The organism is Tatumella sp. UBA2305, assembly GCF_002345795.1.
Classification (GTDB): Bacteria; Pseudomonadota; Gammaproteobacteria; order Enterobacterales; family Enterobacteriaceae; genus Tatumella; species Tatumella morbirosei.
This window is the reverse complement of record NZ_DDVT01000018.1, coordinates 14,166-29,811: the sequence shown is the minus strand read 5'-3', so window position 1 is coordinate 29,811 and position 15,646 is coordinate 14,166. Positions and strand designations below refer to the sequence as shown.

Below are 15,646 nucleotides of genomic sequence, written 5' to 3'. Positions count from 1 at the left end.
GAAAATCGCATGCGCAAGTACCCAAAAATACGCTGGCTGATGATACTTTTCTGCTTCTTTGCCATCGCCATCAACTATATCGATCGCATTAATCTGGCCATTGCCGCACCACATATCAAAAAAGATCTTGGTCTGGATGATGCTTCAATGGGACTAATCCTCGGTGCATTTTTCTGGACCTATGCGTTAATGCAAATTCCGGCCGGCCGTATTATTGACCGGCTGGGGACCCGGATTGGTCTGGCCGTCGCCGTCGGCTGGTGGTCTCTGTTCACCGTGTTCACTGCCTTTGGCCGTGGATTTACCTCCATCTTCATCTCTCGTCTGTTACTCGGTGTCGGTGAATCCGGCGGTAATCCGGGTTGTGCGAAAGTCGTAGCTTCCTGGTTTGCTAAAAAAGAACGCGCCACCGCCAGCGGTATTTTTGACGCCGGTCCACGTGCCGGTAGTGCGCTGGCGTTACCCCTGGTGGCCTGGCTTATCAGCACCTGGGACTGGGAAACTTCATTTGTAGTTACCGGAGCTATCGGGCTGGTCTGGGTGGTAGTCTGGTTGATGTTTTACCGTGATCCTGAAACTAAAAAAGGGCTGGATGAAACTGAGCGTCAGAATCTGCTCGAAGACCGTAAAATGGTGGTTTCCCGTCCGGATGAAAAAATCAAACTCTGGTCGTTATTTCGCCATCGCACCGTCTGGGGCATGATGATTGGTTTCTTCTGCATGAACTTTGCCACCTACTTCTTTGTGACCTGGTTCCCGACATATCTGACAATGTCGCAAGGTTTTTCGTTAAAAGAACTGGGTACGCTGGGAGCTATTCCTGCATTGATGGGAATACCTGGCAGCCTGTTGGGTGGGCTGACCTCTGACTGGTTGTATAAAAAAGGTCTGAGCCTGACGGCAGCACGTAAGACCTGCCTGATCGCAGGGATGTTGCTCTCTTCAGTGATCGCCTTTGCCGCCTTCACTTCGAGCATTACGGTGATTCTGACGCTGTTTTCACTGACTTATGCCGGACTGGCGTTCACCGCCTCAAATATCTGGACGTTACCTGCAGATGTGGCACCGGCTTCCGGTTATGTGGCGACTCTGGGCGGGATCCAGAATTTCGCCGGAAACCTGGCGGGGATTGTCACAGCATCATTCACCGGATTTATGCTGAGTATCAGCCACGGTTCATTTGTGGTGCCATTAGTCGTTGCCGGCGGTATATGCCTGTTTGGTGCGCTCACATTTATGTTCATTATGGGTAAAGTAGAACCACTGAACATTGATACAAAAGATCAGTCACCATTGCAGGTTTCTCAGCCAGGAAATTGCCCCTGAATTGTCACGTATCCGCGATATGCCGCACTCTGCGGCATATACGGTTTCATGCAGGCCCTGATTTTCCCGGTTCCGGCCAGTGCCGACGGGAGCTGAGCCAGCCCAGTAGCCGGTAACAGTCAGCGAGTTTTGCCTGTCACCCTCAGTATCGTTAACCTGTTTTGAGGTTTTGAATGAAAAAGATGTTATTCACTGCGGCCCTGCTCGGCCTGTGTTCCGCGTCCGCCAGCGTGTTTGCACAACAACAGGATTATGTTTACATCTCTAACGCTGACAGTGGCACTGTCTCTGGCTGGTCTCTGGACAAAAACAGCCAAAAAATGCAACCCGTCGGTACCTGGACGGCGGCAAAGAAAGTCATGCCGCTGGTAGTTTCTCCGGACAAAAAGACACTCTATGCCGCGATTCGCAGCAAGCCCTATCGGGTGATGAGCTGGCATATTGAGCCAGACGGAAAACTGACTCCTGCCGGTGAAAGCCCACTTCAGGAAAGCATGGCCTATATCTCGCTGGATAAAACCGGCCGCTTTTTACTGTCAGCCTCCTATGGCGGAGACCTTTTCACCATAAACCGTATCAATGATCAGGGAAAGGTAGAGACTCCGCCAGTACAGATTGTCCATACCGGTAAACGTGCACACTGTATTCAGACTGACCCGACAAATCATTTTTTATATGTCTCACTGTTGGGCGCCGATCAGTTCCTGCAGTTTCATTTCGACCCACAGAGTGGCAAGGTTACTCCGGCCACCCCACCGGCCGTGAATATTCAGCATGAAGCCGCTATTGGTCCACGCCATTTTGTATTCGCCCCCCATACGTCTGCCGATGGTAACCGTTATATTTATCTGCTAACCGAAATGGCCGGCAATATCCAGAAATTGAAAATTAATAAAGACGGTACCGTCACCCCGGAAGAAGCTACACCTTCTATTGCCCCGGACATTGCGGCAACCATGCAGAAAGGTGAAGCCCGGCCACTGACTGGCGATTTTGATCTGCCAGCAACACCAAAACCCCGTATCTGGCAGGCCGATATTCATATCACCCCTGACGGTAAGTTCCTTTACTCCACCGAACGCACCAACAGCCTGCTGACCGCCTTTTCGGTCTCCGAAAAAGATGGCAGTCTGCACTTACTGCGTAGTATTAAAACCGAGAAGCTGCCACGCGGTTTTGCCATTGATAACAGTGGGCATTTCCTGATTGAAACCGGCCTGCAGTCCGACCATTTTTCACTCTACAGCATCAACCCGCAGAGTGGTGAGCTGTCACTGTTGTCCCGCTATCCTTCGGGAGCTGGCGCTAACTGGGTCGCTATGGTCGAACGTTAATGCCCACGACTGCACCAAAACTATTCTGACAGGAGTTAGCATGTTAAAAAATAAAGCGACTTTATTCAGCCTGATTGCTGTGATGCTGGCAGCCCCCTCAGCCAGTCAGGCAGCAGAAAAAGTTGTTCCGACGAACCTTGAACCATTACATCATGTGATTCTGGAAAACCAGTACGTCACGGTAATGCGGGTGATGATTCCCCCCGGAGTCTCTACCCTCTTCCATGAGCAGCACCTCGATTATGTGAATACTCATATTGATGGCAGTCCGGTGACTATCTCCTATCCGGATAAACCGGCGGTGAACACGGTGATGGCCAGCGGCAACGTGAAATTCGGTGCTCATCAGGGTAAATCTGAGACGGATAAAGTTACCAATACGGGACAGACCGTGAATCAACAGGTTGCTTTTGAAATCCGCCAGCATGGCCCACTGCACTTTCCTGAAGCACGGCGTCCTGATTTGCCGGTATTTCATGAAGTACTGGATAAACCCACGGTGAGAGGCTGGAAGGTTACCTTACAGCCCGGAGAAAGCACGACGACTTATCAGCAGAACGGGCCAGGAGTCAGGGTCTTTTTCACCGAAGGCCGTGTACTTATCAGCGAGCCAGATAAACCAAATCGTACCCGCCAGTTGTGGGTGCATAAGGGAGATGCGTTCCTCACCTCACCAGGTAAGGTAGAGATTATTGATGGTGGCGACACGCCCATGATCTTTAATGATTATGAGCTGCGCTGACAGCACAACAACTGCCGGTCCCGCGATGGCGGGGCCGGCAATTCATCAGGCGTTGTCCTGACGGGCGGCACTGGTTTGTCTGGCAAACGGCAATGCACATAAGCAGAACAGCACGGCAGACAGAATGGATACCACTGCGACAGAATACTGGGGTGCATGCAGATAACAGAAGGTACTGCAGATTATAGAAAAACCCCAGCCGGCAATCAGATAGCCCGGTGCATAACGCCCCTTTCCGGCAATCATCCAGCCAATAATCGCACCGCCAATTCCTGGCACAATAATCCCCAGTAAACTCAGCCAGTTCACCAGCCAGTTACTGATGCCTGCCAGTGCCAGCCCGGTGCCGACAATACCCAGTAGCACCACCAGATGACGGAAGCTCAAAGGGATCACCGAACTCCAGCCAGAAGCGGCATTGTACAGTCCATGAGTGGCCACTGAAGCACAGTTGATCACAAAGAATATTGCGGCAAATACACCAAAATACGGCCCCAATTGTGTCAGTAAGTGAGCAAAATCACCGTCCGTCGCTTCTCCGGTAGCAGCCACTAACCCGCCAAGTAACATCGGCAGGGTGTTTGCCACAGGAAACGCTGCCAGTGAGGCGATAACCGCCTGGGAAGGTGTTTTAGACCAGCGGGTAAAATCTGCCGTCAGGGTCCCGGAATCCACAAATACCGAAATGGCCATTGTGACACCAATGCCCAGCGCCAGGCTGTGGCCGGAAGACGGAGTAAAATCCACCACCTGCTGCCAGCTGTGATGGCGGAAATTCAGTACCACACTGATGATACCGGTAATAATAAACAGGCAGATTGATATAATACTTATTGGTTTCAGCATCTGCATACCTGCCATCGACAGCAGCGTAAATGCCACACCGACCACCCCCACTGACCAGCCCAATGGCAGACCCAGCAACGTATTCAACCCATGCCCCGCCAGCCCGGTCTGGACTGCAAACCAGCCGACAACCAGCCCGGAAAGAAATACCGCAATCAACTTCGCCCCTGCCGGACTGAAAATTTCCCGGCAACTCAGCGCAAAGGTTTTGCCCTGTCTGGCCGCAAGGGCGCTCAGACAGGCAACATACACGGCCAGTACAATATTACCGGTGATGATAGCCAGCATACCGCGGGTAAAGCCCAGACTGGTCACAATCTGCGCTCCGACAAAAGCGCCGACCATCACCATCGGGAAACCCGCCCAGACTACGGCGACGGAAAATAAACTTTTACGAGCGGAGTCGGGGACTGACTCGTGTTCGTATTCATTCAGTGCTTGAGACACGTTAAAAGCTACCTTACAAAATGAGGACCTGTAAGGGATGATGCAAAACCTGAGCCAGTTATCAGAGGCTGCCCGCAATGGACTGTTGCACAGGCATCGCGGGCACTGCACCAGAACGACGCACTATCAACAGGCAGTCTAAGGCTTCCAGGGGGTTAGCTGTGCATCAGACCAGGAGCCATAAGCAGCATTAGGTAGAACAATCCAGTCATCGGCAAAATGTGCTTCACTGTCGCGCACCAGCTGACGTTGCTGATCGGTGGTTTTTTTATTTTTAAACTGAGCAGCAAGGTCCGGCAGACTGTCACCGAATAACATAATAATGTGGTAATGCTGTCGGATGCTCTCGCGACGCACCTGTTTGGAAGCCGTATCCAGCAATACATTCTCTGCGGAGACCTGGGGCAAACCTAATGCACGCAGTGTTGCCAGTGTCTGTTGTTTATTGGCTTCAGAGCGGTCAGACACATAGAAAATATGCACTTTTTTATCGCTTACGGTTTGCAGAAACGCTTTGGCTCCCGGGATTAACCCCGGATGACCCGCCTTTTCCCAGGCATCCCAGGTATCCCATTGCGTGTAGTCATGGCAGTTTTCCATATCCCGGACCAGCAAAGGTGAGTTATCCAGTACGGTTTCATCAAGATCCATTACTACTGCTGCCTTTTCCGGCGATGCTAAGTGTGCCACCTTCTGCAAAAAGTCCTGACGGGCAAATTTATAGGTCTGTAACTGCAGAGCCATAATTTCTGCCGATTTTTGCTGGTAACGTAATGCCATTTCATAGGCTTTGGGTGCACAAATTCCGGGTGCATCGGCCGCATAAGCAGTGATACTGATGACCGGAAGTATCAGTAACGGCAGAGTTTTTAACAGGTTTTTCATCGGGTTCGCTCGCAGATTAGTCTGACAGGCATACTATGGAGCGAACATGACAGACATATGATAATGATGAGCGAGGGAAATCAGCTCTGAGAGCGAGACAGAATCACCAGGGTGGCTAAGTACATGACTGACAGTCGTCACAAAAATATCCGGCCATCCTTTGCTGATGGCCGGACATCATCAGAAAACTTCGTCTAACAAAGTAAACATCGCAGAAAAGGCACGGGCACTGACATCGGCATTATATTCCGCCACACCTTTCACATTGGCATGCACATCGGTGAAGGAGTGTACTGCGCCGGTGTAGCTGTGAAGTTTCCAGTCTACCTTTGCAGTGGTCATCTCACGGGCAAACTCAGGGAGTTGCTCACGAACCACCAGCGGATCCTCTGCACCATCCAGAACCAGGACGGAACCTTTAATATCTTTAGCGTCATAGCGACCACAGGTATCCAGCCCTCCGTGGAAAGAAACGGCCGCTTTGATGGCTGCGCCACTACGGGCATATTCCAGAGCACAATGGCCACCAAAACAGAAACCGATAGCAGCCACTTTATCAGCAACAACCGGAGCATCAGTCTGAGCAGTTAATGCCTGAACTGCAACAGCCATACGTCCGGCTTCTTCCGGAGTATTTTTTACGGTCATCATGATTGAGCCGGCTTCCTCAGCAGATGACGGACGAATCCCTTTACCGTAAAGGTCAGCCACCAGCACCACATAACCCTGAGCAACCGTCTTTTCCGCCAGTTCAACGGCCGCATCGGTCACACCCATCCAGTTAGGCGCCATAACAACCCCTGGCACCGGTTTTTTCAGGCTGGCATCGAACACCAGTACTCCTTCCAGTTCAGTACTGCCGGAATGGTAGGTGATTTTTTTCGATTGGAACTGGCCCATAAATTCTCCTGACTCTGTTTAGATGAAATTGAAAAAATAAAAATCCGGCCCCGCTAACCGCAGACGAAGATATTATTCATTGTTTAAGCTGATAGCTGCCAGCATAGAGTGACTTTACTCAGCTTCAATAGCTTTTTAGTCACAGGGCACTTACTGCCATGTCAGATTTTGTTTCTGTATATTTTTTATTCTCATATCCGGTTTTAAGCATTTCATAAAAAGAAAAATCGCCAGATGGTTGAAAAACACTCATTAACTGAAGCGAGTCAGTTCATAAAACTACCAATTCATCATTCAACTCTGTGATGTTATTTGATTTTAATTAACATGCTGTTACTTTTTAGCGTGTAGTTGACTGAGACTATAAAAATAAACGCTATCTTCTCTGACTGGGATCATTATGAAAAAATCGCTGTTCCGCAGCCTTTACATCCAGGTACTTATTGCCATCGCAATCGGGGTATTTCTTGGACACTTCTACCCTGAGATTGGAACTCAGATGAAACCGTTAGGTGACGGTTTTATCAAACTGATAAAAATGGTTATTGCTCCGGTGATTTTCTGCACAGTGGTGACAGGGATTGCCGGTATGGAAAGCATGAAAGCGGTAGGACGCACCGGTGCCATTGCCCTGCTGTATTTTGAGATTGTCAGTACTCTTGCCCTGATTATTGGGCTGATTGTGGTGAATATCGCGCAGCCCGGCGCAGGGATGAACATTGACCCGGCCAGTCTGGATGCGTCCGCCATTACCACTTACGCGAACCAGGCGAAACAACAGGGAATTGTGTCTTTCATTATGGACATTATCCCGAACAGTGTGATTGGTGCCTTTGCCAGCGGCAATATTCTGCAGGTACTGATGTTCGCTATCCTGTTTGGCTTTGCACTACATCGACTGGGCAATACCGGCACGCTGATTTTCAACGTGATCGAAAATTTCTCACAGGTCATCTTTGGCATCATCAATATGATCATGCGACTGGCGCCCCTCGGCGCCTTCGGTGCCATGGCCTTTACTATCGGTAAATACGGCGTCGGCTCACTGGTACAACTCGGTCAGCTCATCGTCTGTTTCTATATCACCTGTGTGTTATTTGTGGTGATTGTTCTCGGTGTGGTCTCCCGTTACATCGGCTTCAACATTTTCAAATTTATTGGCTACATCAAAGAGGAATTGCTGATTGTTCTCGGAACCTCCTCCTCTGAATCCGTATTGCCGCGGATGCTGAAAAAAATGGAAGATGTCGGCTGTAAAAAATCGGTAGTCGGGCTGGTCATCCCCACCGGCTATTCCTTTAACCTGGACGGGACCTCGATTTATCTGACGATGGCGGCGGTATTTATTGCCCAGGCGACCAACAGCCATATGGATATTTGGCATCAGGTGACTCTGCTGGTGGTGCTGCTGCTCTCTTCAAAAGGGGCTGCGGGTGTGACAGGCAGTGGATTTATCGTCCTGGCGGCCACCCTGTCGGCGGTCGGTACGCTGCCGGTCACCGGGCTGGCGTTAATCCTGGGTATTGACCGCTTTATGTCAGAAGCCCGTGCCCTGACTAACCTGGTCGGAAACGGTGTCGCTACCCTGTTTGTCGCCAAACGGGTGGGTGAACTTGATGAGCAACAGATGAAAAAGGTGCTGGGCGGGAAATAACCGCCATTCCCCGGTTAACCGCCAGCGGAAGGCGGAAAACCGGGGGACAACCCTGTTATTAACCTGCAGACGGCCCTCAGGTCGTCTGCCGGCAAGTTCCCCGACAAAATACACTCCGTAACAACCCTGCACCCCGCAATACAGTTTCTGATGGTATATTTTGTGGCTTAACCCCTTGTTCTGGCTAACAAGCCTGAATGGCAGTGACCCATGAAATAACCGGCAGGCAAACAATACCCATGAAAATTGCGACCAGACTCATTTACCTCCTTACTCTGTTAATCACGCTTGGGCACCAGGTACAGGCCGATACAGTCACGGATGTGCTGGGCAGGAAAGTTAATCTGCCACAGGTGCCGCATCATGTGATGCTGGCAGATGCCCGTGCAATTGAAGCGATGAGCATTGTGTTTAACGGCGATCCTTCAGCCAGTATTGCGGCATGGGATAACTCCCTGCAAAAGAAATCACCGGATATCATGGCCGCATTTGCCGGAAACTTTCCGGCACTAAAAAAAATTCCGACCTTCTCTAATCCCTATACCACCACCTTTGATGCTGAAAATGCCGTCGCCATGCATGCCGATCTGGTGATTTTCGATATAGGTCTGCTGGAGAAGCTGAAAGATGAAGGGGTTCTTAGCCGGCTGGATAACCTTCATATCCCGTATATTTTTATCGATTTTCGGCAAAAACCACTGCAAAACAGTGCACGAAGTATCGAATTACTGGGACAGGTTTTTCATCAGCAAGCCAATACCCGCCAGTTTCTGAATTTTTACCGACAACGGGCCGTCCTGATAAGCCAGCGGGTTGCCACTCTCAGCCCGCAACAAATTCCTACGGTGTTTATTGAGCGCAGTGCCGGAATTCAGGGTGATTTTTGTTGCAGCACCTTTGGCCAGGGAAGCCTGGGAGAATTTGTTCAGGCGGCCGGGGGCAATAATCTGGGCGGAGCATTGTTTAGCGGTATGGGGGGAGATGTTAGTCTGGAAAAAATTATCACCCTGAATCCTGATTATTACCTGCTGACAGGTGCTGACTGGAAGAACGACCGTAAGGCATCGGCCTCTGTACCTCTCGGTTATCTGCAGGATCCTGTTCTGGCACATAAAAAGCTGGCAGCCCTGATGAATCGTACTGGCTTCAACGTTCTTCAGGCGGTACAAAAACATCAGGTCATGGCTCTCTATCACCAGTTCTATGATCTGCCTTCCAATATCATTGCGGTGGAAGAAATTGCTAAGTTCCTGCATCCGCAATTGTTCAAAGATATTGACCCGGATGCTGACCTGGCCTATGTCCATCAACATTTTATGGGATTAAAAACATCCGGAATATTCTGGATCACTCAGTGATGAACCGGCGAGAATGCGGAGGCTGGTAAACCCGGACCGGAAGCTCCGGAAACCGGAATTGCGATAAACAGAGGTGAATACGGACATTCTGGCCGGCAGCAGTTCCGCTGCCGGCAGCCCCGAATCACCAGGCTTTTATGATATCGCCTTTATAGATTTGATTTGCTTTATCAAGCACTTCCTGCGACTGGAAGGCTTGTTTCAGTTCCTGAAGCTTTTTCTCTCCGGCATTGTCTTTACGGGCAACCAACACGTTCAGATACGGAGAGGCTTTACCTTCCATAAATAATCCGTCTTTAGAAGCAGATAACCCGGCCTGAGAGGCAAAATTATTATTGATGACCGACAGGTAAACTTTAGGATCATCCAGGATCCGTGTCAGCTGTGGAGTATCCACCAGCACGAAGTTCAGCTTCTTCGGATTCGCCGTAATATCCAGTACCGTGGGCAGCAGACCGGCCTCAGGTTTCACCTTAATCAGGCCCTGAGACTGCAACAGCAGCAGGCTACGGCCAAGTGTCGTCGCTTCATTGGAGATAGTGACCGTCGCGCCGTCCGGTAACTCCTGAATATTTTTAATTTTCGAGGAATACGCAGCAATCGGGAAGATAAAGGTATTGCCAAGGATTACAAACGGATAACCCCGCTCTTTCTCCTGCATTTCCAGATAAGGCACACTCTGGAAGGCATTGGCATCAACATCTTTATTCAGCAGTGCCTCATTCGGTTGCACATAGTCATTAAACGTAATGACATTCACATCCAGATGATATTTGTCTTTCGCGACCTGCTTCACCGTATCCCAAATCTGCTGATCCGGGCCAGCATTAATCGCGACCTTAACACTGTTCTGGTCGTCCTGCTTACAGGCACTGAGTAATAAGGCTGACGCAATAAGAGCCGAAGACAGTAGTATTTTTTTCACAGCAAACTCTCCCTGAGTTAATTTCCCGAGACTATAACGGAAGTCTGGACGTCTGTACATCCTAGAATGAAGAATCTGCAACCTTGCCAGCACAGGCCCCTGTCAGAGACCTGTGCTGGCCAGTCTTTATATTTTCCAGCGTCGTACCGTCAGTTTTTCGATGCCGGAAAATATCACCGCTTCGACCAGCAGACCGATAATCACTACCGTCAGTAATCCGGCAAATACATGATCGGTATAGAGTTCATTCCGGTTCTGGAAAATATACCATCCCAGACCGCCACTGCCGCTGGAGGCCCCGAATACCAGTTCAGCAGCAATCAGTGTTCTCCAGGCAAACGCCCAGCCAATCTTGAGTCCGGCCAGAATCGAGGGTAAGGCTGCCGGCATCAGGATATGCACCACATAGCGTGGCCCCGACAGACCGTAATTTTTCCCTGTCATGCGTAGCGTCTCAGAAACACTGTTGAATCCTGAACTGGTGTTCAGGGCAATCGGCCACAGCACGGAGTGAACTATCACAAAAATAAGGCTGCCGCTGCCAAGCCCAAACCAGAGGAGTGCCAGAGGTAACAAAGCAATGGCCGGCAGCGGATTAAACATTGCAGTCAGTGTGTTGAGCAGATCCCGGCCAATCCGACTGCTGACTGCCAGCGCACTAAACACCAGTGATAAAACCGCGCCAATCAGATACCCTTTAATCAATAAACTCAGTGAGTTATATATTTTCCCGGGTAATTCTCCGCTCAGCATATCTTCGGTGAAAGCCCGCAGAGTATCGATAACCCCCGGGAACATCAGGCTGTTATTCTGCCAGCGGGCGATCAGCTCCCAGACCACCAGCAGAATCAGAACCAGCACTGATTTCCTGATCCAGGCCTGATTCCACAACCGCCGACCTGTCGGTAAGGGAGTTTCAGTCTGCAACGCGCCGGGAACTGTAACCTCACGCAGATAGCCGGGTCGAAGATAAGGCTGTGGCGCCATAATGACTCTCCTTGTTGGATGGTGTGACCGGAGAGGGTTCCGGAAACAACAGTTGGTGAATTTCCCTGGCGGCCTGTCGAAACTCTTCGTTACCGTAATTGTGCCGGGTAAACTGATGGCAGTTACGTTCGGCACGAACCTGCCCCGGATGAGCTGAAAGAATCAAAATCCGGCTGCCAATCAGCAAGGCTTCATCAATGGAATGGGTGACAAATACCAGTGTTGACCCCACTTCTTCCCAGAGTTCCAGCAATTCGTCCTGCATTTGTCGCCGGGTCAGTGCATCCAGGGAGGCAAAAGGTTCATCCATCAACAACACCCCGGGTTTCATGGCCATCGCCCTGGCAATAGCCACCCGTTGTTTCATTCCCCCGGAGAGCATATGCGGATAGACATCGGCAAAGCGCGACAGCCCGACTTTATTCAGGTAGTAGCTCGCTATTTCCCTCGCCTGCTTTTTGTCATAGCGCCCCGTTACCCGTAGCGGAAAAATAATGTTATTGATCACGGTCTTCCACGGAGCCAGTTGATCAAACTCCTGGAAAACCGTCATCCGGTCAGGACCAGGAGCGGTAACCCGCTGACCTTGCAGCAGGATTTCTCCGCTGGCCGGCTGAATAAATCCGCCAATCGCTTTTAACAGGCTGGATTTACCACACCCGGATGGACCGAGTAAAACAAACCGGTCAGCAGCATAAACATCAAAGCTCACTTCATGCACCGCGCGTACCCGGTGCTGAGGAGTCTGGTATTCGAGGCTGATATTATTCAGCGATAAAAGTGGCGCTGGTGGTTGCGTCGCGGGCTGAGTCATTACTGTCATATCCTGTTCAGAACGGGGCGTCACCTTCGATGGTGGTTCGGTACAACTGACGGGGGCATTCTGCCGGGCATCCGGTAGCAAGATGAATCAACGACCGGTTGTCCCAGAACAGCAGGTCTCCCGGTTGCCAGCGGTGGGTATAGACATTTTCCTCACGAATACTGTGATCATACAGCGCCTGCAGAAGCTGGCTGCTTTCCTGTTCCGGCAGGCCTTCAATGTGTGTGGTGAAGCCTTCACTGACAAACAGCGCTTTATTACCGGTTTCAGGGTGAGTTCTGACAACAGGATGGCTGACAGCTTTCACTTCACTGAGCTGTTTTTCTGTCAGCGTCGGACGCCACTGGGTGCCAAACTTCGGTTTACTGTAGGTTGCGGTATAGGAGTGAACGGCACGCTTACCTTCAATCGCCTGTCGCAGATCCAACGGTAAGGTTTCCCAGGCCTTATGCATATTAGCAAAACGGGTATCCCCACCAATCTCCGGCAGAATTTTGGCATACAACATTGACCCGAGGCTTGGAACCTCTTTATACGACAGGTCTGAATGCCAGTATTTCCCGGCATCTCCCAGTCCGACCGGCTGACCATCGCGAATAATATTCGACACAATCAGAATTTCCGGATGCCCTTCCAGCAGAAACTGTTTCAGCACATGAATCTGCAAAGGCCCGAAACGACGGCTGAATGCAATCTGCTGTTCCGGGGTCAGGGTCTGTTGACGGAATACCAGGACATGATACTGGAGATGTGCCTGATGAATGCGCCGGAAATCGGCGCTGTTCAGTGGCTGACGCAGATCCAGTCCGATAATTTCGGCCCCGGCGCCCGCCAGAGGGCGAATCTCAAACTGCTGAGAATGTTCTGCGGGTGTAACTATTTCGGTTAATTCGCTCATAAGATTACTCTCTTAGCCAGCCATCAGCTGCCGGGGTTGACCCAGGCTTCCGGGAAGAAATAGTCTTTCCAGCTGGCAGCGTGGTGTTTCAATACACCGAGCTGATATAACTTGTCGGCATAGACGTAGGTTCGTTCCGGAGAAACGGTGAAATGATTTTCCGGGTCATTAATGATTTTTTCGATTAATGATAACGGCAGGTGTGACTTCTCCTGGCGGACATAAATTTTCGCCGCATCCTCTTTATGTTTTTCAACATAATCCGCCGCCTGCGCTAATGCGTTATAAAATGCCTGATAGGTTTTGGGATTTTCGTCATGGAATTTTTGTGTGGTATACAGTGCATTAAATGATCCCGGCCCACCCAGCACATCATAAGAGCTGAGTATTTTATGAATCGACGGATGTTCTAATTCCTGATACTGGAATGGTGGGCTGGAGAAATGCGCCGTGACCTCTGATTTACCGGAAATTAATGCTACCGTGGCATCAGGGTGCGGCAAACTGACGGTAATATTATCGAACTTTTTATATTCACTGTTTCCGTAAACCTCGGCGGTCGCTATCTGTAATGTCCGGGACTGAAAACCGACCCCGGCCGCCGGCGCAGCAATCCGGTCTTTATCTGTCAGGTCTTTAATACTTTTGACAGCCGGATTGTTACTCAACAGGTAACCCGGCATGGATCCGAGCGAGGCAATGGCTTTTACATCCTGATGCCCGTAAGTCCGGTCCCACACAGTCAGCATCGCCGGGACGCCTGCCGCAGCCACATCCAGTGCTCCGGTGAGTACTCCTTCATTCATGGCGGTGGCACCGGATAAGGTTCGCCATTCGACTTTAATATCGAGACCTTCTTTTTTGCCCTGCTGCTCAATCAGATGCTGGTCCCGCACCACATCCAGCAATAAATAGCCAATACCAAATTGCTGGGCAATGCTGATGGTTCCCTCAGCACTCGCCGTCACCGGCACCGTCAGTGCGCCTGCCAGTAACCCGGCAATGACTACCGACACGGTTTTCTTTTTCATTACAGCCTCAGAGAATTCATTATTAATGAGTTCATACTGAAGCCTGTATTTTTAAAGATGAAATTATTTATCCGGCAAAAGTATAGCTGATAATCAGATATGCTTTTTTGTGTTTATCTTCAGAACAATAATCGCTAGCTGCGTGGATAAATTAGCAGTCACGGGTCGGTCACTGCTTCGGCCCATGTCGTTGTTAGCTGGCCGGGGGAACAATATCCCCCTTCACCCGCAGCGCGACAAATAATGCCGCTATTAGTAAAACGCACCCGGCACTGGCAAAGACGCCGGTAATACCACTATGGCTGAACATCAGTCCGCCAGCGGCTGCGCCGGCGGCAATTGAGGACTGAACGGCCGCCACCACCATCCCACCAGCACTTTCTGCCTGGTCCGGGATTGAACGGGCAATCCAGTTGGACCAGGCAACAGGGATAGCACCAAAGGCCATACCCCAGAGAGCAACCAGCAGGACCTGACCTGGCAACGTCGCGGGCAACAGCACCAATGCCAGTGCGCTCAATCCGACTACTGCCGGCATCATCACCAGCGTTCCCAGCGGCATTTTTGACAGTAAATAACCGGCCAGTACCGTGCCTGCAAAATTAGCCACCCCGAATCCCAGCAGAACCAATGCCAGGCCGTCCTCTCCCATAGCCGTAGTCGACTCCAGCATCGGCCGGATATAGGTAAACAATGCAAAGTGTCCGCCATGGATCAAAATACATCCCAGTAACCCGGCCCCAATCCCCGGGCGCGTGGCAACGCTGAAGATCATGCCCAGTGTCACACCCTGCCTGGGTGCCATCCGCGGCAAAGTAAAAAACTGAAACAGGAAGGTGATCATCCCGATAATTGCAGCCGCGACAAAAGTACTGCGCCAGCCAACAACCCCTCCCAGATAGCTGCCAAGAGGGACGGCCACCACAGTACCGACCGAAATACCGCTGAAAATTATCGATAATGCCCGCGGCAACAATTCATCCGGCACCAGCCGCATGGCCACCGCGGCCACCATGCTCCAGAATCCGCCAATCGCAATCCCCAGTAATACCCGCATCAGCAATAACACTGTCAGATTCGGTGATAAAGCCACCAGCAGATTAGAAGCGATCATCAGTAAGGTAAAACCCAGTAGCACCGTACGTCGGTCCATATTACGTGTCAGCCCTGGTACCAACAGGCCGGAAAACAGTGCCACGATGGCGGTGACGGTCACGGACTGGCCCGCTAACGCTTCACTCACCCCCAGGCTGTCAGCCATGGGTGATAACAGACTGGCAGGCAGGTATTCCGCCGTCAGTAAACCAAATACACCGACAGCCAGTGAAAATACCGCCAACCAGGCCGCAGAAACGCCAGCGTCATCCTGAGATGGCAGGCTACATTGCTCAGTACAATGGCTCATTAATTTCCTCCGATAATGTTAATCACCTGATTCTGGAGATAAACACCAGGAGGGTCTATGATAGTAAGTCTGTTATTTTTGACTA

General features: G+C 50.8%; 14 protein-coding genes. 5 read left to right on the top strand and 9 right to left on the bottom strand.

Annotation, left to right across the window (positions count from 1 at the left end; genetic code table 11):
• Positions 1–9: 9 nt before the first annotated feature.
• From B3Z23_RS11110 to B3Z23_RS11100, 3 genes are all read left to right on the top strand, one after another.
• Entirely contained in the window at positions 10–1,326 is a 1,317-nt protein-coding gene (locus B3Z23_RS11110; protein WP_294909472.1) for an MFS transporter, read from the top strand.
• A 173-nt stretch (positions 1,327–1,499) separates the two neighbouring features.
• Positions 1,500–2,660, top strand: a complete 1,161-nt coding sequence (locus B3Z23_RS11105) for a lactonase family protein (protein ID WP_294909470.1) — start codon at positions 1,500–1,502, stop codon at positions 2,658–2,660.
• 40 nt (positions 2,661–2,700) lie between these two features.
• On the top strand, positions 2,701–3,402 hold the full coding sequence (locus B3Z23_RS11100) for a hypothetical protein (protein WP_294909469.1): 702 nt from the start codon (positions 2,701–2,703) through the stop codon (positions 3,400–3,402).
• A gap of 45 nt (positions 3,403–3,447) precedes the next feature.
• Here the strand turns inward: B3Z23_RS11100 and B3Z23_RS11095 are convergent, their stop codons facing one another.
• The 3 genes from B3Z23_RS11095 to B3Z23_RS11085 all read right to left on the bottom strand — a co-directional run bounded on the left by B3Z23_RS11095 (position 3,448) and on the right by B3Z23_RS11085 (position 6,480).
• On the bottom strand, positions 3,448–4,695 hold the full coding sequence (locus B3Z23_RS11095; protein ID WP_294909467.1) for a purine-cytosine permease family protein: 1,248 nt from the start codon (positions 4,693–4,695) through the stop codon (positions 3,448–3,450).
• Positions 4,696–4,833: 138 nt separating this feature from the next.
• On the bottom strand, positions 4,834–5,580 hold the full coding sequence (locus tag B3Z23_RS11090; RefSeq protein ID WP_294909465.1) for a 5'-nucleotidase, lipoprotein e(P4) family: 747 nt from the start codon (positions 5,578–5,580) through the stop codon (positions 4,834–4,836).
• Between the two features lie 180 nt (positions 5,581–5,760).
• The gene (locus B3Z23_RS11085) at positions 5,761–6,480 is read right to left on the bottom strand and encodes a dienelactone hydrolase family protein (RefSeq protein ID WP_294909463.1); all 720 of its coding nucleotides are present in this window, start codon (positions 6,478–6,480) and stop codon (positions 5,761–5,763) included.
• A 400-nt stretch (positions 6,481–6,880) separates the two neighbouring features.
• Between B3Z23_RS11085 and B3Z23_RS11080 the strand changes: the two genes are divergently transcribed.
• Both B3Z23_RS11080 and B3Z23_RS11075 read left to right on the top strand, forming a co-directional pair.
• Positions 6,881–8,134: a dicarboxylate/amino acid:cation symporter gene (locus B3Z23_RS11080; protein ID WP_294909461.1), complete on the top strand. Its 1,254-nt coding sequence runs from the start codon at positions 6,881–6,883 to the stop codon at positions 8,132–8,134.
• Between the two features lie 233 nt (positions 8,135–8,367).
• Positions 8,368–9,492 carry an ABC transporter substrate-binding protein gene (locus tag B3Z23_RS11075; protein WP_414716485.1) on the top strand — a complete coding sequence of 375 codons (1,125 nt, stop codon included), beginning with the start codon at positions 8,368–8,370 and terminating at the stop codon, positions 9,490–9,492.
• A gap of 124 nt (positions 9,493–9,616) precedes the next feature.
• On the opposite strand, the gene B3Z23_RS11070 is transcribed toward B3Z23_RS11075, so the two are convergent.
• The 6 genes from B3Z23_RS11070 to B3Z23_RS11045 form a co-directional block, all read right to left on the bottom strand.
• A complete protein-coding gene (locus tag B3Z23_RS11070) occupies positions 9,617–10,417 on the bottom strand; it encodes a MetQ/NlpA family ABC transporter substrate-binding protein (RefSeq protein ID WP_294909457.1) in 801 nt (266 codons plus the stop codon).
• Between the two features lie 126 nt (positions 10,418–10,543).
• On the bottom strand, positions 10,544–11,404 hold the full coding sequence (locus B3Z23_RS11065) for an ABC transporter permease (RefSeq protein ID WP_294909455.1): 861 nt from the start codon (positions 11,402–11,404) through the stop codon (positions 10,544–10,546).
• On the bottom strand, positions 11,364–12,218 hold the full coding sequence (locus B3Z23_RS11060) for an ABC transporter ATP-binding protein (RefSeq protein WP_038016267.1): 855 nt from the start codon (positions 12,216–12,218) through the stop codon (positions 11,364–11,366). Before B3Z23_RS11060 ends, B3Z23_RS11065 begins: the two co-directional genes overlap by 41 nt.
• 16 nt (positions 12,219–12,234) lie before the next feature.
• Positions 12,235–13,125 (bottom strand): TauD/TfdA dioxygenase family protein, encoded by an 891-nt coding sequence (locus B3Z23_RS11055; RefSeq protein ID WP_294909450.1) that lies wholly within the window; start codon positions 13,123–13,125, stop codon positions 12,235–12,237.
• Positions 13,126–13,148: 23 nt separating this feature from the next.
• Positions 13,149–14,156 (bottom strand): ABC transporter substrate-binding protein, encoded by a 1,008-nt coding sequence (locus B3Z23_RS11050; protein ID WP_294909448.1) that lies wholly within the window; start codon positions 14,154–14,156, stop codon positions 13,149–13,151.
• Between the two features lie 193 nt (positions 14,157–14,349).
• Positions 14,350–15,561 (bottom strand): MFS transporter, encoded by a 1,212-nt coding sequence (locus B3Z23_RS11045; RefSeq protein ID WP_294909446.1) that lies wholly within the window; start codon positions 15,559–15,561, stop codon positions 14,350–14,352.
• Between the last annotated feature and the right edge of the window lie 85 nt (positions 15,562–15,646).